The sequence below is a fragment of the Pseudomonas sp. TCU-HL1 genome (genome assembly GCF_001708505.1).
Taxonomy (GTDB): domain Bacteria; phylum Pseudomonadota; class Gammaproteobacteria; order Pseudomonadales; family Pseudomonadaceae; genus Metapseudomonas.
The window spans coordinates 5,885,055-5,899,951 of sequence record NZ_CP015992.1; the positions used below are offsets into that span (position 1 = coordinate 5,885,055).

Here is a 14,897-nt window from a genome sequence, read left to right on the forward strand (position 1 = left end):
CGATCCGCTTGTCCACGCGGGTCCATCCAAACAGGGCTGCAAAGCCGCCCTGTTTGGATGGACCTCACTTAAAAAATCTAAAGCCCACACAACTGTCTGTGGAAAACCACTGATTTCCACCAGTGGATAATTTCATCCACAGCCGCAGAACTCCCGAAAACTCGAGCCTTGACCCGAGTTACCCACAGGCGTAGAAAAGATCGGGCAAGCGCTGTCGTTGACAGCAACCCAGGTAGCCAGAACCTTTAAGGCTACGCCACACCGTGGTGGTTCTCCCAAAGTGCGATTAGCGTCCGGCGGCTCGCACGGTCACAACGATGTGATGGATGCCTACTTTTACCAGTGTGCCCACTGCGGCAACTCATCCCCTTTCATAGCTGCCCTGCTGCAACCTATCCGCTTGGCCATTCCCGTGCGCCAACCTGCGCCCGTCTCTTTCTCCCGGAAAGAGACGGGCGCTCCTACCACTGCTGCAGCCCAACTCGTACAAGGCTTTGCGGCATTCCCTCTCGTGACAATCGGCGTGACAAACACCGAAGTCACCAGCAACAGCGATGCAGATGATGGTGCCGCAGCCTAAGGAATGGACTGCACCTGACTGACAGTCAGGCACGCCCCGGTCATCGCTTTACTGCCTTCACCCGACTCAGGATCTCGCGGCACCGGTCTCGTCAGCCAACGCAGCCTCCACCCGCCCACTTCCTCGGAAGTGCTCAGGAGGCCAGATCATGAGATGCCCGTGCTCCCGGTCGTAAGGAGCCGCCAGTCCCGCATGAGGACATCCCCACAGGTCGCAGGGGCCTTGATCCCTGATAACACTCAGCATTCTTGGCGGGATGACGTGGGGGTGAGGATCGGAGAACGGAAGATGAGGTGACCGACATGGCATTGGTGGGTAGACGCGATGGTCGTAATTTCGGCTATGGCAGGCAATTGAGCTACGCAGGGCCGCAAGCGCTGAAAGACATGTTCGGCGGCGGTCATTACGGCACGGTCAAAGCGCACTGTGATCGGTGGCAGGCATTCGTCAAATGGTGCCGTTCCGAACAGGGGCCTGGTATCAATGATGCGCGGCAGATTGATCGGAAGGTATTGGCCGACTATGCGGCGTATCTGCGCGACGTGGTTGGGCGCGGTGACCTCGCCGTCAGCACCGCACAAAATCGGCTATCCAGCGTTAACAGGACCATGGCGGCGCTTCGCGGTGATCAGTATGTGAAATTGCCAAGTCCAAGCAAGGCGTTGGGTATGCAGCGTACCGGGGTTCGACACTCAGTTCCGCAAGGCCAGGATCGCGAGCAGGTTAAGCAGATAGTCGACACGTTTTGCCGCCATCATCAGCTGCGGGCCGCCGCGATCATTCTGTTAGCGCGAGCCACCGGTATGCGCTTGCGTGAGGCCATCCTGGCTAACCTGCCGCGGCTAAGTCGTGAGGCTAAAGAGTTCGGCAGGATCAACATCCAGGACGGCACCAAAGGCGGCCGCGCTGGCGCCTCGGCGCCACGTTGGATTGCGGTGGACGACCATGTTCGCGACGCACTTGGGTTTGCATTGCAAGTGTCGCCTGTGGGTAGCCGCAACTTGATTGCACCACACGAAAGCTACCTGAGTCTTCTGCAAGAAATCATCCGCCCAGCGCGGGACATCCTGCATGCACACAACCTCAAAGGCTTCCATGAGCTACGAGCGGCGTACGCATGTGAGCGCTATGAGCAAATCACCCAACACCCCGCGCCTATCATCGGCGGCCAATGTTGCCAGGTACTACGGTACCTTGATCGTGATGCCCGGAGGCAAATCAGCTATGAGCTGGGGCACGGTCGGATCGACGTGGTCGCTGCGTACATTGGAGGACGTACATGAACAAGCCATTCGATATGGAGCTGTTCTTGGCTGCGGTGCTGACAGGGTCGTACGCAACGCGGCAGCGTCATTTGCGGCAGGCGAAAATTATTCAGGCGGCTATCGCAGATCGCTGGAAGCAGGAAACACCTTGGTGTTGGCGAAGGAAGCATATGGCCTGGTTCGTTCAGCACCATCTCGCTGGGCATAGTAATGCGACGAAGTACTACTATTCACTGACGTTGAAACTACTCATCCGGCGACTAGACAAAAAATGGGTGTTTGGCAGTTAAGCTAGCAATCACCCGCACAAATCTAAAAGTCATATATGCATGACACTATACATACAGAGCAAGCTTGGGAGCCTTTGCAACGAAAGTATTTAAACGAGATTTTATCATCCAGCTGCGGATTCCACGCCATCCGGCCACCCAATCCACGCTGATCCGGCCGGGTATTCCACGCACATCCGGCCACCTGTTCCACGGCCATCCGGCCGGGCAGTCGGAGCGCAGCGACGCAGGGCTGGCATTGTTAATCTGATTGCCCGGGTGCCGTCAATTTCCGAGTTCTTTTACGCATCGATTCGCCCTTGAGCTGGAGGCGATAGGCGTTGTGTACCAAACGGTCGAGGATGGCATCGGCCAGGGTTGGATCGCCGATCAGCTCGTGCCAGTTTTCCACGGGCATCTGGCTGGTCACCAGGGTCGAGCGTTGGCCGTAGCGGTCATCCAGCAGTTCCAGCATGTCGCGGCGCTGTTCGGCGGTGAACGGGGCCAGTCCCCAGTCATCGAGGATCAACAGGTCGGTCTTGGCATAGCTGCTCATCAGCTTGGCGAAGCGACCATCGCCGTGAGCCAGGCCCAAGTCCTCCAGCAGGCGTGGCAGGCGCAGGTAGCGCACGCTGAAACCATCCCGGCAGGCCTTGTGGGCCAGGGCACAGGCGAGCCAGGTTTTGCCCACGCCGGTGGGGCCGCCGATGATCAGGTTGAGCCCTTCACGCAGCCACTGGCCGCTGCTCAGCTGGAGGATCAGCCCCTTGTCCAGGCCGCGCGGACTGCGGTAGTCGAGGTCTTCGATACAGGCGTTATGCCGGAGTCGGGCCTGGCGCAGCCGGCTGCTCAAGCGCTTGTCCTCGCGCTCGGTCAGTTCACGGTCGATGAGCAGACCGAGGCGTTCCTCGAAGCTCAGGCTGCTGATATCCGGGGTTGTCAGCTGCTCGCTCAGCGCTTTGAGCATGCCGTGCAGGCGCAGGTTCTGGAGCTTGTCCAGAGTCGGGTGATGCAACATGGGGGCGTTCCTTCAGGTCAGTGGTAGTAGCGCGGGCCACGCAGGTTTTCGTGGTTATCCGGCAGCAGCGGCAGGTGCTGTTGAGGCAGCGGCAGACGCTCAAGGCCTTGGCGCAGGATGGATTCGAGGCTCTTGTAGCTACAGGCCCCCAAGCTCAATGCGCGCTGGCAGGCCGCCTCCAGACGATCTTCGCCATGGGCTTTGCCGAGGCGCAGGATGCCCAGGCAGGCCCGATAGCCGTGGCTCGGATGGCTGCGCCGTTCGAGGATGTGCTGGATCACGCCAGCCGTATGGGGGCCGGTCTGCTCCGCCCAGCGCACCAGGCGCTGGGGCGTCCACTCGGCATGTTCGCGATGACTCTTGGGCATGTGCCCGACCTGGGTGCTATGCCGCCCCTTAAGCTGGGCGCGGACATGGCTGGCCACCCGCTGATTGCCGTGGAAGCACTCCACCGTGCGCGCCGTCAGGCGCACCTCCAGTTGTTGCTTCACCAGTTGGTAGGGCACCGAGTAGTAATGCCCATCGACCTCGACGTGGTAGTCGATATGCACCCGGACTTTCTTCCATTCGGCGTAGACATAGGGCTGCTCCGGAAGAGCGCGCAGTGCCGGTTGATCCAGCGTTTCGAAGGCTGACTGCCGGGAACCCGGCAGCTTCTTGAACGTAACCGCTCCATAAACCCCGTCTTCCTTTGACGGGGTATCGCGATCAGGATGTGCTAGTCGGCGGGCAGTTCCACGGCAGCAGGGCTTCGTAGTCTTCGACACTGTTGGCCGTTGGCAGGCGCTCCAGGACGTGGCGCAGCCAGGCATAGGGTTCTTGCCCGTTGGCTTTGGCCGTTTCGATCAGGCTGTAGAGCTGCGCGCTGGCCGTGGCGCCCTTGGGCGTGTCGCTGAACAGCCAGTTCTTGCGGCCGATCACGAAAGGACGGATGGCGTTCTCGGCACGGTTGTTGTCGATGGGCAGATGCCCGCCTTCGACATAGCGCACGAGCCGGCTCCAGTTGCTGGCCAGGTAGTTCACCGCCTTGCCCAGGGCATTCTGCGCGGCGACCTGTGGCTGGGTCTTGTCCAGCCAGGCCTTGAGCTGTTCCAGGAGGGGCCGGCTGCGCTGCTGTCGTGCGGCGTGACGTTCCAGGTTGCCGCTGTCCTTGTGATCGCGCTCGATGCCGTACAGCTGGTTGATCAGGTTCAAGGCCATGTCGGCGCGCCCGATCTTGCCCTTGGGCTGCACCGTCTGTGCCTCGATGAATTTGCGTCGAGCGTGAGCCCAGCAGGCCAGGCGCTCGATGCCGTCTTGCGCGGCCACGGCGTTGTAGCCGGCATAGTCGTCGGTCATCAGGTAGCCGCGATAGCCGGCGAGCAGGCGCAACGGCACCTCCTGCGCGCGGCTGGTGCTGTAGTCGAAGAGGACGACGGGTTTCTCCGGCGGGCCGCCGCTCTGTACCCACATCCAGGACTGCGCGGTGGGATCGCGCCCGGGTTCGTGCAGTACCTGCAGCCGGGTTTCGTCGCAGTGCAACACCGGGTAGCCCAGCAACTGGTCGCGCATGAGGTTGAGCAGGGGCTGCAACTGCTCGCCAGACTGGATCACCCAGCGCGCCAGGGTCTGGCGGGGGATGTCGAGGCCGTGGCGGCTGAGCATCCTCTCGAAGCGATACAGCGGGATGCCATCGGCGTACTTGGTGGTCAGCAGCATGGCCAGCACGCTAGGGCTGGCCACACTTTTCTCGATCAGTTGGGCCGGCTTGTCGGCCGTGACCGGAGCGCTTTCGCAGGCTTTGCAGGCGTAGGTTTTGCGGATATGGCGGATCACCCGTACCTGCATCGGGATGATCTCCAATTGCTCGCTGGTCTCCTCGCCGATCACCTGCTTGCAGGCGCCGCAGGCACAGGTCAACTCGTGCTCGGGCAGTTCATGGATGATTTCAACGCGCGGCAAGTCAGCCGGGAGGGGCTTGCGCTTGCCACGTCGCTTCACTGGGGCGACGACTTCTTCGGCTTCACCCGATCCGCCAGCAGGTTCTTCGAGCAACTCCTCAGCCTCGTTGAACATGGCCAACTGAGGGGAGTCGGCATCCTCGGGGCTACGCTCGGACTTTGGCGAGAACAGTTTGTGGCGCAGCAGAGCAACCTGTTCCTGCAATTGCAGAACCAAGGCCTTGAGCAGGACGGGATCGTCGGGAAGGGAGTCTGCGCCAGATTTCATGGCGCCGGATTATACCGACTCAGCTCACAAAACGCGGGGTCAGCACCTTGTGTGGCTGGTTCCCCCAGAGGTCGAATCCTGCCAGCAACTGATTCAGTTCCCGCACCGTCAACACGATGGGCTCTTCAGCATCAGGCTTGGTCTTGAAACGCTCGGCCTGCAGGCGCTTGAGCCACAGGCAAAAGCCATTGCGTTCCCAATAGAGGATCTTCACCCGGTTGCGTGTTTTGTTGAGGAAGACGAACAACACCGGGTCGAACACGGCCACCTTGATATCCAGCTCCACCAAGGCCGCCAGACCATCAATGGACTTCCGGAAGTCGACGGGTTTCGGATAGAGGTAGACGGCTTTGACCTTGGCGTCCGGACGCATCATGACGGGGCTCCACTGGGAAAACGGGAGCCCAGCATCCGCAAGCGGATCGTTCAGTTGAAGGTGGGGTTCATGGAGCGCTTACTCTTGAACGGGCGCTGATTCAGGCGAACCAGTAGCGCACCGATGGCGGTGTTGAGCTCTTCCCGCGAAAAGAATTGCCGGTGGCGCAGTGCCGCCAGAATCCAGCGCTCCACCACCTGCACACCGACCTCAACCTTGGCCTTGTCACGCGGCTTTCGGGCTCTGGCTGGCACGATAGCCACCGCATAATGCTCGGCCAGATCGCGATAGCTGGGGTTGATGTCCGGCTCATAGCGGTGCGTCTTGCTCACTGCACTGCGTAGGTTGTCCGGCACCACGATCGCCGGCACCCCGCCGAGAAAGGCAAAGCAGCGAGCATGAGAACCCAGCCAGTCCGACAACTGCTGTGACCAGGTGGCCTCCGCAAAGGTGTAGCTGGAGGCGCCGAGCACCGCGACAAAGATCTGCGCCTGACGGATCTCGCCGGTACGCCGGTCAATGATCGGCACTGTCTGGCCGGCATAGTCGACAAACAATTTCTCGCCGACCCGGTGCTCTTGGCGCATTACCACATCCACCTTGCCCTGCCAGGCGCGGTAGTGATCGCAGAACCAGCTGTACTGGAACCCCTGTGGCTGGCTCAGTCGATACTCCTGCCAGAGCAGCGCCAGGGTGACCCCGGGACGACGCAGCTCGGCATGTATCCAAGCCCAGTCAGGGATCGGGCGCTGTTCACTGGGAACGGAGGGCGACGGCGGGAAAAGCTGCCGCTCCAGCTCGGCGTCGGTCAGGGCAGAGGGCCAGGTCAGCCCACAGGCAGCAAAGCGATTGAGGTAGTCACCGATGGTGGCGCGACCAACTTGCAGGCTGACCGCGATCTGGCGGGCAGATAGACCAACCTCAAACTTGAGACGTAGTACTTCGCGAATCTTACGCATGGATAAACGCTCCACGGCGACCTCTCTGCTCCGAAAAAGAGGCCGATGGTAGTGAAGAAATCCTGCGTGGCTGCCTGCCTGACGGGTGGCCGGATGGCTGTGGAATCAGTGGCCGGATGCGCGTGGAATGGGTGGCCGGATCAGCGTGAAATCAGTGGCCGGATGTTCATGGAATAGGTGGCCGGATGGATGCGGAATCCGCAATCCAGCAACACCGATACATTTAAGCGGGGAGCCAACTAGCTCCCCGAAAAAATCAATCTAAACTTACACATTCTATCTCATTGAAATAATCTTTGATAGTTGAGGATTCTTCAGTGCTCATTATCCGCACACACGTCAAATTCTTGATAGCCCTAGAGCACGCAACATACATAATCTTTCTATTCTCGGCAGTTATATCCCCAGCCGAAAAAACATTACCAAACTTGTAGTCCCTCCAAAAAAACTCGTCTGCTACCACCAAAACGTTTTCGATCCCCGAACCTTTCGTCTTGTGCATAGTTATGAAATTTGTTTTCTCTGACAAATAATCATAATACTTGAACACTTCACCCAGAGTTATTTTTCCTCCAAAAAAATCATTATAAAATAGCTCTCGCTTTACATCACGCTCTAGATCACCAAACTCATACTCATCAACATCAAAGCCAGCTTTGTTTAACTTACTAAGACTATCAAACCCAGACACGTATTGATCTTTGAAAGCAGAGTACCTGGAATTCCCCATAGCAGCCTCGAAAAACTCTTCTCTTCTTCTCACGAACCGTTCATACGAATCCGATTGCTTCAATAGCTTCAATTTAAACGATTCATGTATCGCATCATGCGCTGGAGAGTTCAAATCAAAAACACTCTTGAACGCGACCAACAATTCATCTTTGTGGAAAACCGAATCCAATACGAAGCCAGATTTTTTTACGAAACGGATGACTTTTGCATATCTCTTATTTCCATAATCTTCGTGCAACTCATATAGCTCAGAAAAATGGCATATTGCCAATACTTTCTCTAAATTCTCATTTGTTGCTTGTCCAAATCTAGAGTTAAATATTTCATACAACTGACTGAATCCAGCTTCAGAAGCAACAGCCTTATTTGTCAACATCAACATCTTATAGCTATCGACACCCCGCGCCGTTTCAATCAATTTATTAAGCTTTTTAAGGTATGAATCTTTGTCTTCGCGTGGGCTGTGCTGGGTAGGCTTATCGTCGCAAATTGCATAAACGAGCTTGACTCTACCCTGGCGGTCCGCCAGGGTTTCTAAATCTCCATTCTCCCGAGTTTTGAATGCAACACTTTGTTCCAGCCCATCGTCCCTTAGGTTATTAATGAGCTTGACAACCTGTTCCGAGCACCTGTAATTATCCTCTTTATTTATCTTCTCTATCGCATCTGCTTGCACATAATTCTCTACATCTCCGACGCCATCCTCATATATTCCCTGCATCGAGTCACCAAAGAACCAGAATACTATATTCTGGTCTTTTACGACATAATCAAGAAACGCCCTGACTATATCAGGAGAAGTATCTTGATACTCATCGACAAATATATAATCATACTTATCAGCCAATATCTTTCTTAATTTTTTTCTTTCGCACATTAACGAGACAGCCAACTTAACAAGCCCGTCATGACCAAAGCTTAAATCGCGAAAACTATCGAATGCGGTCTCGTTATAACAAACCTTTTGAGGTGAAGCTTTCTTAATATGCTCAAGCACACTTGCATTAAGGTGTTTTATTTTCTCATTTAATACAGTATTTGCCGCTTGAGGATCTTTGTCATACATTGGTTTCCCCAAGACCTTGGCCTCTTTTATCTTGAGAATAAGGTATGCTTTATCTGCATATTTTCCGTATGCCTTTTTATAACGTTCATGCTCGCGCTTTTTATACTCCTTGTCGTCATCCATGGCTTGCCCTACTTTAAATTCTGGCAATAGGAAAAGCTCATGTATTACTTTATGCAAATCTATACGAAAGGAGTTGATGATCCCGTTCAGAAACGAATGAATCGTGCTAATAGCATGCAACTCTCCTGCACGAGCCTTGATTTCATCCGCAGCCAAATTTGTATGTGTTATACATGCCACTCTTTTTTCCGGCATGTGTTTAGATATGTAATCCAACAATTTTTTCAGGGTTTCTGTTTTTCCACTTCCAGCACCTCCTTGCAGGACAAAGCTTTCACCTCTTTCCAGGCAAGATACAATATTCTCAAAAGGAGTCATTCCGATATCCATTCCAACGCCTCCCCGATATAAGCCGGAATACGCCAAGTGACTTCATCATCCGTCAGTGCTAGGTACAACAGAGAAGACGCGAACGCAGACTTCTTATCTAAAACTGTTTCAATCAGATCATACGCATCAAGCGCGCCATCAAATTCGTGCGTATTTTTCAGCCCATTGATATTATCAATTTTCTTTTTGATTACGTCCCTATTTAGATGCACAAAAGCATCTTCAAAACTCCTAGCGTGGTAGCCTTCTTCTTTTTTCTGATAAGCAATATGAATTTTAGGATACGAATGCTTTAGTTCGTGTGCGACTAACTTTTCAAACCAGCTGGAAAACTTAGCCTCCTCAGAGAAATCGGGCGCGTCATAATAGTGTTTCAGCGTAGCATTGCTGGTATGATCTGCACCTGCAACTTTAAAGGATGGATAGATAGTTCTCGGGTTTGCCTTTTTAGTATCAATAGTTTTTTTGGTTGTATCGATATCAGTGATGACCAGAGTCTTAATTTCTAAAAAATCAAGGAAATGCTTGAAAGCCTTAGCATTAGCACCGACTTCCAAAATTGTGACATTCTGGGAGAATAACGAAATATGTTCTTTACTTTGAACCTTCGACTTATCAAATAACTCTACGAAGTACGGCCACAACATCCGCTCAGTAACACCCTCAATAAATATAACTTTGCTTGCAAAGAAAAGCTCACAAGAGTTGAGGGTCAGGTACTGCTCTAGAAATTTAAATGAATCTTCGTCCTTACCGTATTTGGCTTTCAATTCCGAATGGAAATTCTTTACCCTTGTACAACCATCTGAGTTTTGCAAATACCTAATATCTTTGAAATCGCATTGAGATACAATATGAGAGGAATGAGTAGTAATTACCGCCTGGATATTTTCAATGTCGTTCAATATGCTTTTTATCTGATTAGCAAAAACATATTGCATCTGAGGGTGTGTATGCGCCTCAGGTTCCTCTATGAATAATAGATTTATGTTTTTACCTGTCTTAGCAAATGACTCCTTCTTAATCTCTACGCTTAGCAGGAGATAAAGAATATTCATGTGCCCGAGACCATTGAATGTTTCCGGGAGAAACTCAGAACGGTCACCATAAACTACTTGCGAACTATTCTCTAGCACTTCATTGGACTCGAGATTAGATACGACCTTAATATCCTCAATCCCCAGAAATGCCTTTGAGGTCTTCAGGAAAGGCTCGAAAAAATCCTTGTAGCTACTTTCAAGACTCTCATCAATCTTAAGAAGCAAGTTATTTATCGGATCGAAATCTGTTACATCCTTGTTTGCCTTATTGAAATATTGCGTAGTTAACTTAGAAAGCATTTTCTTTCCACCTTCGCTACTAGCAACATCTCGCTTAGCATGAATTATCTGAAAGTTGATCAGATCTCTAACTGCGGCTATTTCCTTTTTTACCAACTTACTTCGATTTTCAAGTAACAGATCATCCTCATCAGCATATGCGTATACGTTGACCTGCAAATACCTATCGAGGTTTTTCCTCAAAAACCTTTCTCGTTCCCCCTCGAACTGCTCAATATCCCTCAGCAACAAGTCCTTATTTACAACGCACTCAAACAGAATCTTGACATTGTTAATCTCGCTATCAAGATCCAACATGAATTCTGACAGATGCCTCAAGCTGTCTTTTTCATCATATTCGATCTCAACCCTCATACTTATAGATAGCGGCAACATGTCAGTTTTGTGGTCAATTGCCGCTAAATCTTTACGCACCGCTAACGGAAAATCATGATAATTGAACGACACCCCAGGCTCATAAAACTTCTCAAACAATACAAGCAGTGAAGTTTTGCCGCTATTATTTCTGCCAATAAGCAGAGATAGGCTGTCCCGCAGCTCTAGTGTCACATTCTGGAGAGCTCGGAAATTAACAGCAGAAATTTTGGTAATCTTCATATTTATCTCATACATCCATTTCGAGAAAATCTTAGAACTTAACTTTTTTGACTTACCAATTACGGGAAGCCACCGAGTAGAATTGACTCACCACGTACGTTTTGGAATAGATGCGTCCCTCATGAACACCCCACGTTTGGCGGAACAAATGGCTTAATATAGCTCAAGGATAGCATTTTGCCATGCAGAGATAGGGCTTTAAACCTCCGCATTATCTCGGAGCATGTACACCTAGAGGGGAGATAGCACGGAGGGCGCAATACTTCGTGCAAATTTAAGGGGTATAAATAGGGGTACTAATTGACGAAAGTTTTACATCTTATTGATTAATATAGACTTTAGGTAAAGTTCGACTCCTGGTGCCGCACCATATAAAGCAAGGCCCCGCAGCAATACGGGGCCTTTTGCTTTCCGGGCTATCTACCTGCCCGCTCATGCCTTCAGGCAGTACTACAACCGGCGGATGCCCTCCCTCCAACTGACCTCTAGCCGCTTAAGCGCTGAATCATTACCGCTGGCTCGCTATAAGATGCGGGCGAGAAGCGCATCCACGCTCATCCGTCTGACAGGCTTGCATCGGACCTTCGCTGCAAACAAGCTATGCGCCATTCGAAATTGTCAGGACATGGAACATGCGCATCCTGGTCACCGGCGGAGCCGGCTTCATCGGCTCGGCCCTTATTCGTCACCTGCTGACTGAAACCCAACATGAAGTGCTCAACCTCGACAAGCTGACCTACGCTGGCAACCTCGAATCCCTGGCTTCGATCTCGGACAACCCACGCTATGAGTTCCTCCAGGCCGACATCGCCGACAGCCAGGCCGTCGGCGCAGCGCTTGCACGCTTCCAGCCCGAAGCGGTGATGCACCTGGCCGCCGAATCCCACGTCGATCGCTCCATCGACGGCCCGGCTGCCTTCATCCAGACCAACATCGTTGGTACCTACAGCCTGCTGGAAAGCATGCGCGCCTACTGGCTCGGCCTGGACGCCGGACGCCAGGCTGCGTTCCGCTTCCATCACATATCCACCGACGAAGTGTATGGCGATCTGCATGGCGTGGACGATCTGTTCACCGAAGCCACGCCTTATGCGCCCAGCTCTCCTTATTCGGCGAGCAAGGCCGCCTCCGACCATCTGGTCCGCGCCTGGTACCGTACCTATGGCCTGCCGGTGCTGCTGACCAACTGTTCGAACAACTACGGCCCTTATCACTTCCCCGAGAAGCTGATCCCGCTGATGATTCTCAATGCCCTGGAGGGCAAGCCGCTGCCCGTCTATGGCAATGGCCAGCAAATCCGCGACTGGCTGTTCGTCGAAGACCACGCGCGCGCGCTGCTGAAGGTGGTTACCCGAGGTCAGGTAGGCGAAACCTACAACATCGGCGGGCATAACGAGCAGAAGAACCTGGACGTGGTGCGCGCCATCTGCGCCCTGCTGGAAGAACTGGCACCAGAGAAGCCGGAAGGCGTGGCCCGTTTCGACGACCTGATCACCTTCGTCAAGGACCGCCCGGGCCATGACCTGCGCTACGCCATCGACGCTGGCAAGATCGAGCGCGAACTCGGTTGGGTACCCGAGGAAACCTTTGAAACCGGCCTGCGCAAGACCGTGCAGTGGTACCTGGACAACCTTGAGTGGTGCCAGCGTGTGCAGGACGGCAGTTATCAACGTGAACGCCTGGGAGCAGCAGTATGAAAGGGATAATTCTCGCGGGCGGGTCCGGCACACGTCTGCACCCCATCACCCTGGGGGTGTCCAAGCAACTTCTGCCGATCTACGACAAGCCGATGATCTATTACCCGATCTCGGTGCTGATGCTCGCCGGCATTCGCGAGATCCTGGTCATCTCCACCCCGCAGGACCTGCCCCAGTACCGCAACCTGCTGGGCGATGGCAGCCAGCTCGGCGTGCAGTTCAGTTATGCGGAGCAACCCTCTCCGGACGGCCTGGCTCAAGCGTTCCTGATTGGTGAGGACTTCATCGGCAACGACTCGGTGTGTCTGATCCTCGGTGACAACATCTTCCACGGCCAGCACTTCACCGAGAAGCTCAAACGCGCCGCCCAGTCGCCCAGCGGCGCCACGGTCTTCGGGTACTGGGTCAAGGACCCCGAGCGCTTCGGTGTGGTGGAGTTCGATGACGAGGGTCGTGCCGTCTCGATCGAGGAGAAGCCAGTCAAGCCGAAGTCAAGCTATGCCGTCACCGGCCTGTACTTCTACGACAACGATGTGATCCGCATCGCCAAGGCGGTAAAACCCTCCGCACGTGGCGAATTGGAGATCACCGATGTCAACAACGCCTATCTTCAACGGGGTGATTTGCGCGTAGAGCGCTTTGGCCGCGGCTTCGCCTGGCTGGATACCGGCACCCACGACAGTCTGCTGGAAGCCTCCCAGTACGTGCAGACCATCGAACACCGCCAAGGCCTGAAGGTGGCCTGCCTGGAGGAGATCGCCTACCAGAACGGCTGGATCGACAAAGCGCAATTGCTGACCCGCGCCAAGGCCTTCGGCAAGACCGGCTACGGTCAGTACCTGTTCAATATCGCAGGTGAAGATGCGTGAAAGCCATACCGACTGCCATTCCCGACGTACTAATCCTCGAACCCCGCGTGTTCGGCGATGAGCGTGGCTTCTTCTTCGAAAGCTTCAACGCTCGCACTTTCGCCGAAGCGACCGGTGTGCAGCGCGAGTTCGTGCAGGACAACCACTCAAAATCCCAGCGCGGCGTCTTGCGCGGGCTGCATTACCAGTTGCAACAGGCGCAGGGCAAACTGGTGCGGGTCGTCCAGGGCGAAGTCTTCGATGTCGTCGTGGATGTCCGCCGCAGTTCGCCGACGTTCGGCCGCTGGGTCGGCGTGCATCTCTCCGCCGAGAACAAGCGCCAGATATGGATCCCGGAAGGCTTTGCGCACGGCTTCCTGGTCCTCAGCGAATACGCCGAGTTCCTCTACAAGACCACTGACTACTACGCCCCCGAGCACGAACGCTGCATTCGTTGGGACGACCCCGACCTGGCTATCGACTGGCCGCTGTCTGAAGCGCCGCAGCTGTCCGCCAAGGACAAGGCCGGCATCAACTTCAAGGATGCGGACCTGTTCGAATGAAGATCCTCATCACCGGCAACAAAGGCCAGGTAGCGCGGGAACTCCAGCTCGCCCTCGCCGGCAAGGCAGACGTGGTTTCCCTGGGGCGCGACCGACTCGACCTGGCCAACCCCAACCAGATCCGCCAGCAAGTACGCGCCCTGGCGCCCGACCTGCTGATTAACGCCGCCGCCTACACCGCCGTGGATCAGGCCGAGCAGGAACCGGAAGCCGCCTTCGCCATCAATGCCACAGCCCCCGGCGTGCTTGCCGAAGAAGCGGCTGCCCTGGGTATTCCGCTGTTCCACTACTCCACCGACTACGTCTACGACGGTGCGAAGGCCGGCCTCTACACCGAGGACGAGCCGACCAACCCGCTGGGCGTCTACGGCAGCAGCAAGCTGGCTGGTGAACAGGCAATCCAGGCCGTCGGCGGGCAATACCTGATCCTGCGCACCAGCTGGGTCTATTCCCTGCACGGACGCAACTTCCTGCTCACCATGCAGCGCCTGCTGCAGGAGCGCGAAGAGCTGCGCGTGGTGGATGACCAGGTGGGGGCGCCGACCTGGGCCGGCAGCATCGCCCAGGCCACCGTCGAACTGCTGGAAGGCTGGCAGGCCGGCAACCGTCGCTGGGGTACCTATCACCTGACCAACCAGGGCGGAACCTCCTGGTTCGGCTTCGCCAGCGCCATCGCCGAACAGCTCAAGGCCGACGGCAAGCCGTGCGCGCGCCTGGTAGCCATCCCATCCAGCGAGTACCCGACGCCCGCCAAGCGGCCACTCAACTCCCGGCTGGACGGCAGCAAGCTGGCACATGATTGGGGGATACGCCTGCCTGAGTGGCACGTTGCGCTGCTGGAGTGCCTGCGGCAAACTCGCTGAGTCCTTGATCGCGTCCATCAGTGGAAATCCGCCACGCGGATTTCCACCCTACGCCAGGCTTCG

General features: G+C 54.9%; 11 protein-coding genes and 2 pseudogenes. 6 read left to right on the forward strand and 7 right to left on the reverse strand.

All coding sequences use genetic code 11. The annotated features are described in order from the left end of the window. Positions 1–882: 882 nt before the first annotated feature. Positions 883–1,863 carry an integrase domain-containing protein gene (locus THL1_RS26920; protein ID WP_060613183.1) on the forward strand — a complete coding sequence of 327 codons (981 nt, stop codon included), beginning with the start codon at positions 883–885 and terminating at the stop codon, positions 1,861–1,863. Beyond that, entirely contained in the window at positions 1,860–2,135 is a 276-nt protein-coding gene (locus tag THL1_RS26925) for a hypothetical protein (protein ID WP_060613182.1), read from the forward strand. The genes THL1_RS26920 and THL1_RS26925 overlap by 4 nt, the downstream gene beginning before the upstream one ends. A gap of 241 nt (positions 2,136–2,376) precedes the next feature. On the opposite strand, the gene istB is transcribed toward THL1_RS26925, so the two are convergent. The 7 genes and pseudogenes from istB to THL1_RS26960 form a co-directional block, all read right to left on the reverse strand. Continuing rightward, positions 2,377–3,132, reverse strand: a complete 756-nt coding sequence (gene istB / locus THL1_RS26930) for an IS21-like element helper ATPase IstB (RefSeq protein ID WP_069082059.1) — start codon at positions 3,130–3,132, stop codon at positions 2,377–2,379. 17 nt (positions 3,133–3,149) lie between these two features. Continuing rightward, a pseudogene (locus THL1_RS26935) lies at positions 3,150–3,794 on the reverse strand (Mu transposase domain-containing protein); the annotation flags it as partial. Positions 3,795–3,840: 46 nt separating this feature from the next. After that, positions 3,841–5,340 carry an IS66 family transposase gene (gene tnpC / locus THL1_RS26940; RefSeq protein WP_083245827.1) on the reverse strand — a complete coding sequence of 500 codons (1,500 nt, stop codon included), beginning with the start codon at positions 5,338–5,340 and terminating at the stop codon, positions 3,841–3,843. 19 nt (positions 5,341–5,359) lie between these two features. Further along, positions 5,360–5,716 carry an IS66 family insertion sequence element accessory protein TnpB gene (tnpB, locus tag THL1_RS26945; RefSeq protein ID WP_003449170.1) on the reverse strand — a complete coding sequence of 119 codons (357 nt, stop codon included), beginning with the start codon at positions 5,714–5,716 and terminating at the stop codon, positions 5,360–5,362. Positions 5,717–5,799: 83 nt separating this feature from the next. Further along, a pseudogene (gene istA / locus THL1_RS26950) lies at positions 5,800–6,675 on the reverse strand (IS21 family transposase); the annotation flags it as partial. A gap of 256 nt (positions 6,676–6,931) precedes the next feature. Beyond that, on the reverse strand, positions 6,932–8,926 hold the full coding sequence (locus tag THL1_RS26955; protein WP_069086102.1) for a UvrD-helicase domain-containing protein: 1,995 nt from the start codon (positions 8,924–8,926) through the stop codon (positions 6,932–6,934). Then, positions 8,911–10,863, reverse strand: a complete 1,953-nt coding sequence (locus THL1_RS26960; protein ID WP_069086103.1) for an ATP-dependent nuclease — start codon at positions 10,861–10,863, stop codon at positions 8,911–8,913. The genes THL1_RS26955 and THL1_RS26960 overlap by 16 nt, the downstream gene beginning before the upstream one ends. A gap of 632 nt (positions 10,864–11,495) precedes the next feature. Between THL1_RS26960 and rfbB the strand changes: the two genes are divergently transcribed. From rfbB to rfbD, 4 genes are read left to right on the forward strand one after another with little or no spacing between them, the layout of a single operon-like run. Further along, positions 11,496–12,560: a dTDP-glucose 4,6-dehydratase gene (gene rfbB, locus THL1_RS26965; protein ID WP_069086104.1), complete on the forward strand. Its 1,065-nt coding sequence runs from the start codon at positions 11,496–11,498 to the stop codon at positions 12,558–12,560. Continuing rightward, complete coding sequence (rfbA, locus tag THL1_RS26970; RefSeq protein WP_069086105.1) at positions 12,557–13,429, forward strand: glucose-1-phosphate thymidylyltransferase RfbA; 873 nt, start codon at positions 12,557–12,559, stop codon at positions 13,427–13,429. Before rfbB ends, rfbA begins: the two co-directional genes overlap by 4 nt. Further along, positions 13,426–13,971, forward strand: coding sequence for a dTDP-4-dehydrorhamnose 3,5-epimerase (gene rfbC / locus THL1_RS26975; RefSeq protein ID WP_069086106.1), 546 nt, complete (start codon positions 13,426–13,428; stop codon positions 13,969–13,971). The genes rfbA and rfbC overlap by 4 nt, the downstream gene beginning before the upstream one ends. Beyond that, entirely contained in the window at positions 13,968–14,834 is an 867-nt protein-coding gene (rfbD, locus tag THL1_RS26980) for a dTDP-4-dehydrorhamnose reductase (RefSeq protein ID WP_069086107.1), read from the forward strand. The genes rfbC and rfbD overlap by 4 nt, the downstream gene beginning before the upstream one ends. Positions 14,835–14,897 lie beyond the last annotated feature (63 nt).

Excerpts from the sequence above, each read along its gene's own strand:
- istB (WP_069082059.1), bottom strand. The coding sequence starts at position 3,132 with ATGTTGCATCACCCGACTCTGGACAAGCTCCAGAACCTGCGCCTGCAC.
- THL1_RS26955 (WP_069086102.1), bottom strand. The coding sequence starts at position 8,926 with ATGGATATCGGAATGACTCCTTTTGAGAATATTGTATCTTGCCTGGAA.
- THL1_RS26920 (WP_060613183.1), top strand. The coding sequence starts at position 883 with ATGGCATTGGTGGGTAGACGCGATGGTCGTAATTTCGGCTATGGCAGG.
- tnpC (WP_083245827.1), bottom strand. The coding sequence starts at position 5,340 with ATGAAATCTGGCGCAGACTCCCTTCCCGACGATCCCGTCCTGCTCAAG.
- THL1_RS26925 (WP_060613182.1), top strand. The coding sequence starts at position 1,860 with ATGAACAAGCCATTCGATATGGAGCTGTTCTTGGCTGCGGTGCTGACA.
- rfbD (WP_069086107.1), top strand. The coding sequence starts at position 13,968 with ATGAAGATCCTCATCACCGGCAACAAAGGCCAGGTAGCGCGGGAACTC.
- tnpB (WP_003449170.1), bottom strand. The coding sequence starts at position 5,716 with ATGATGCGTCCGGACGCCAAGGTCAAAGCCGTCTACCTCTATCCGAAA.
- THL1_RS26960 (WP_069086103.1), bottom strand. The coding sequence starts at position 10,863 with ATGAAGATTACCAAAATTTCTGCTGTTAATTTCCGAGCTCTCCAGAAT.
- rfbB (WP_069086104.1), top strand. The coding sequence starts at position 11,496 with ATGCGCATCCTGGTCACCGGCGGAGCCGGCTTCATCGGCTCGGCCCTT.
- rfbA (WP_069086105.1), top strand. The coding sequence starts at position 12,557 with ATGAAAGGGATAATTCTCGCGGGCGGGTCCGGCACACGTCTGCACCCC.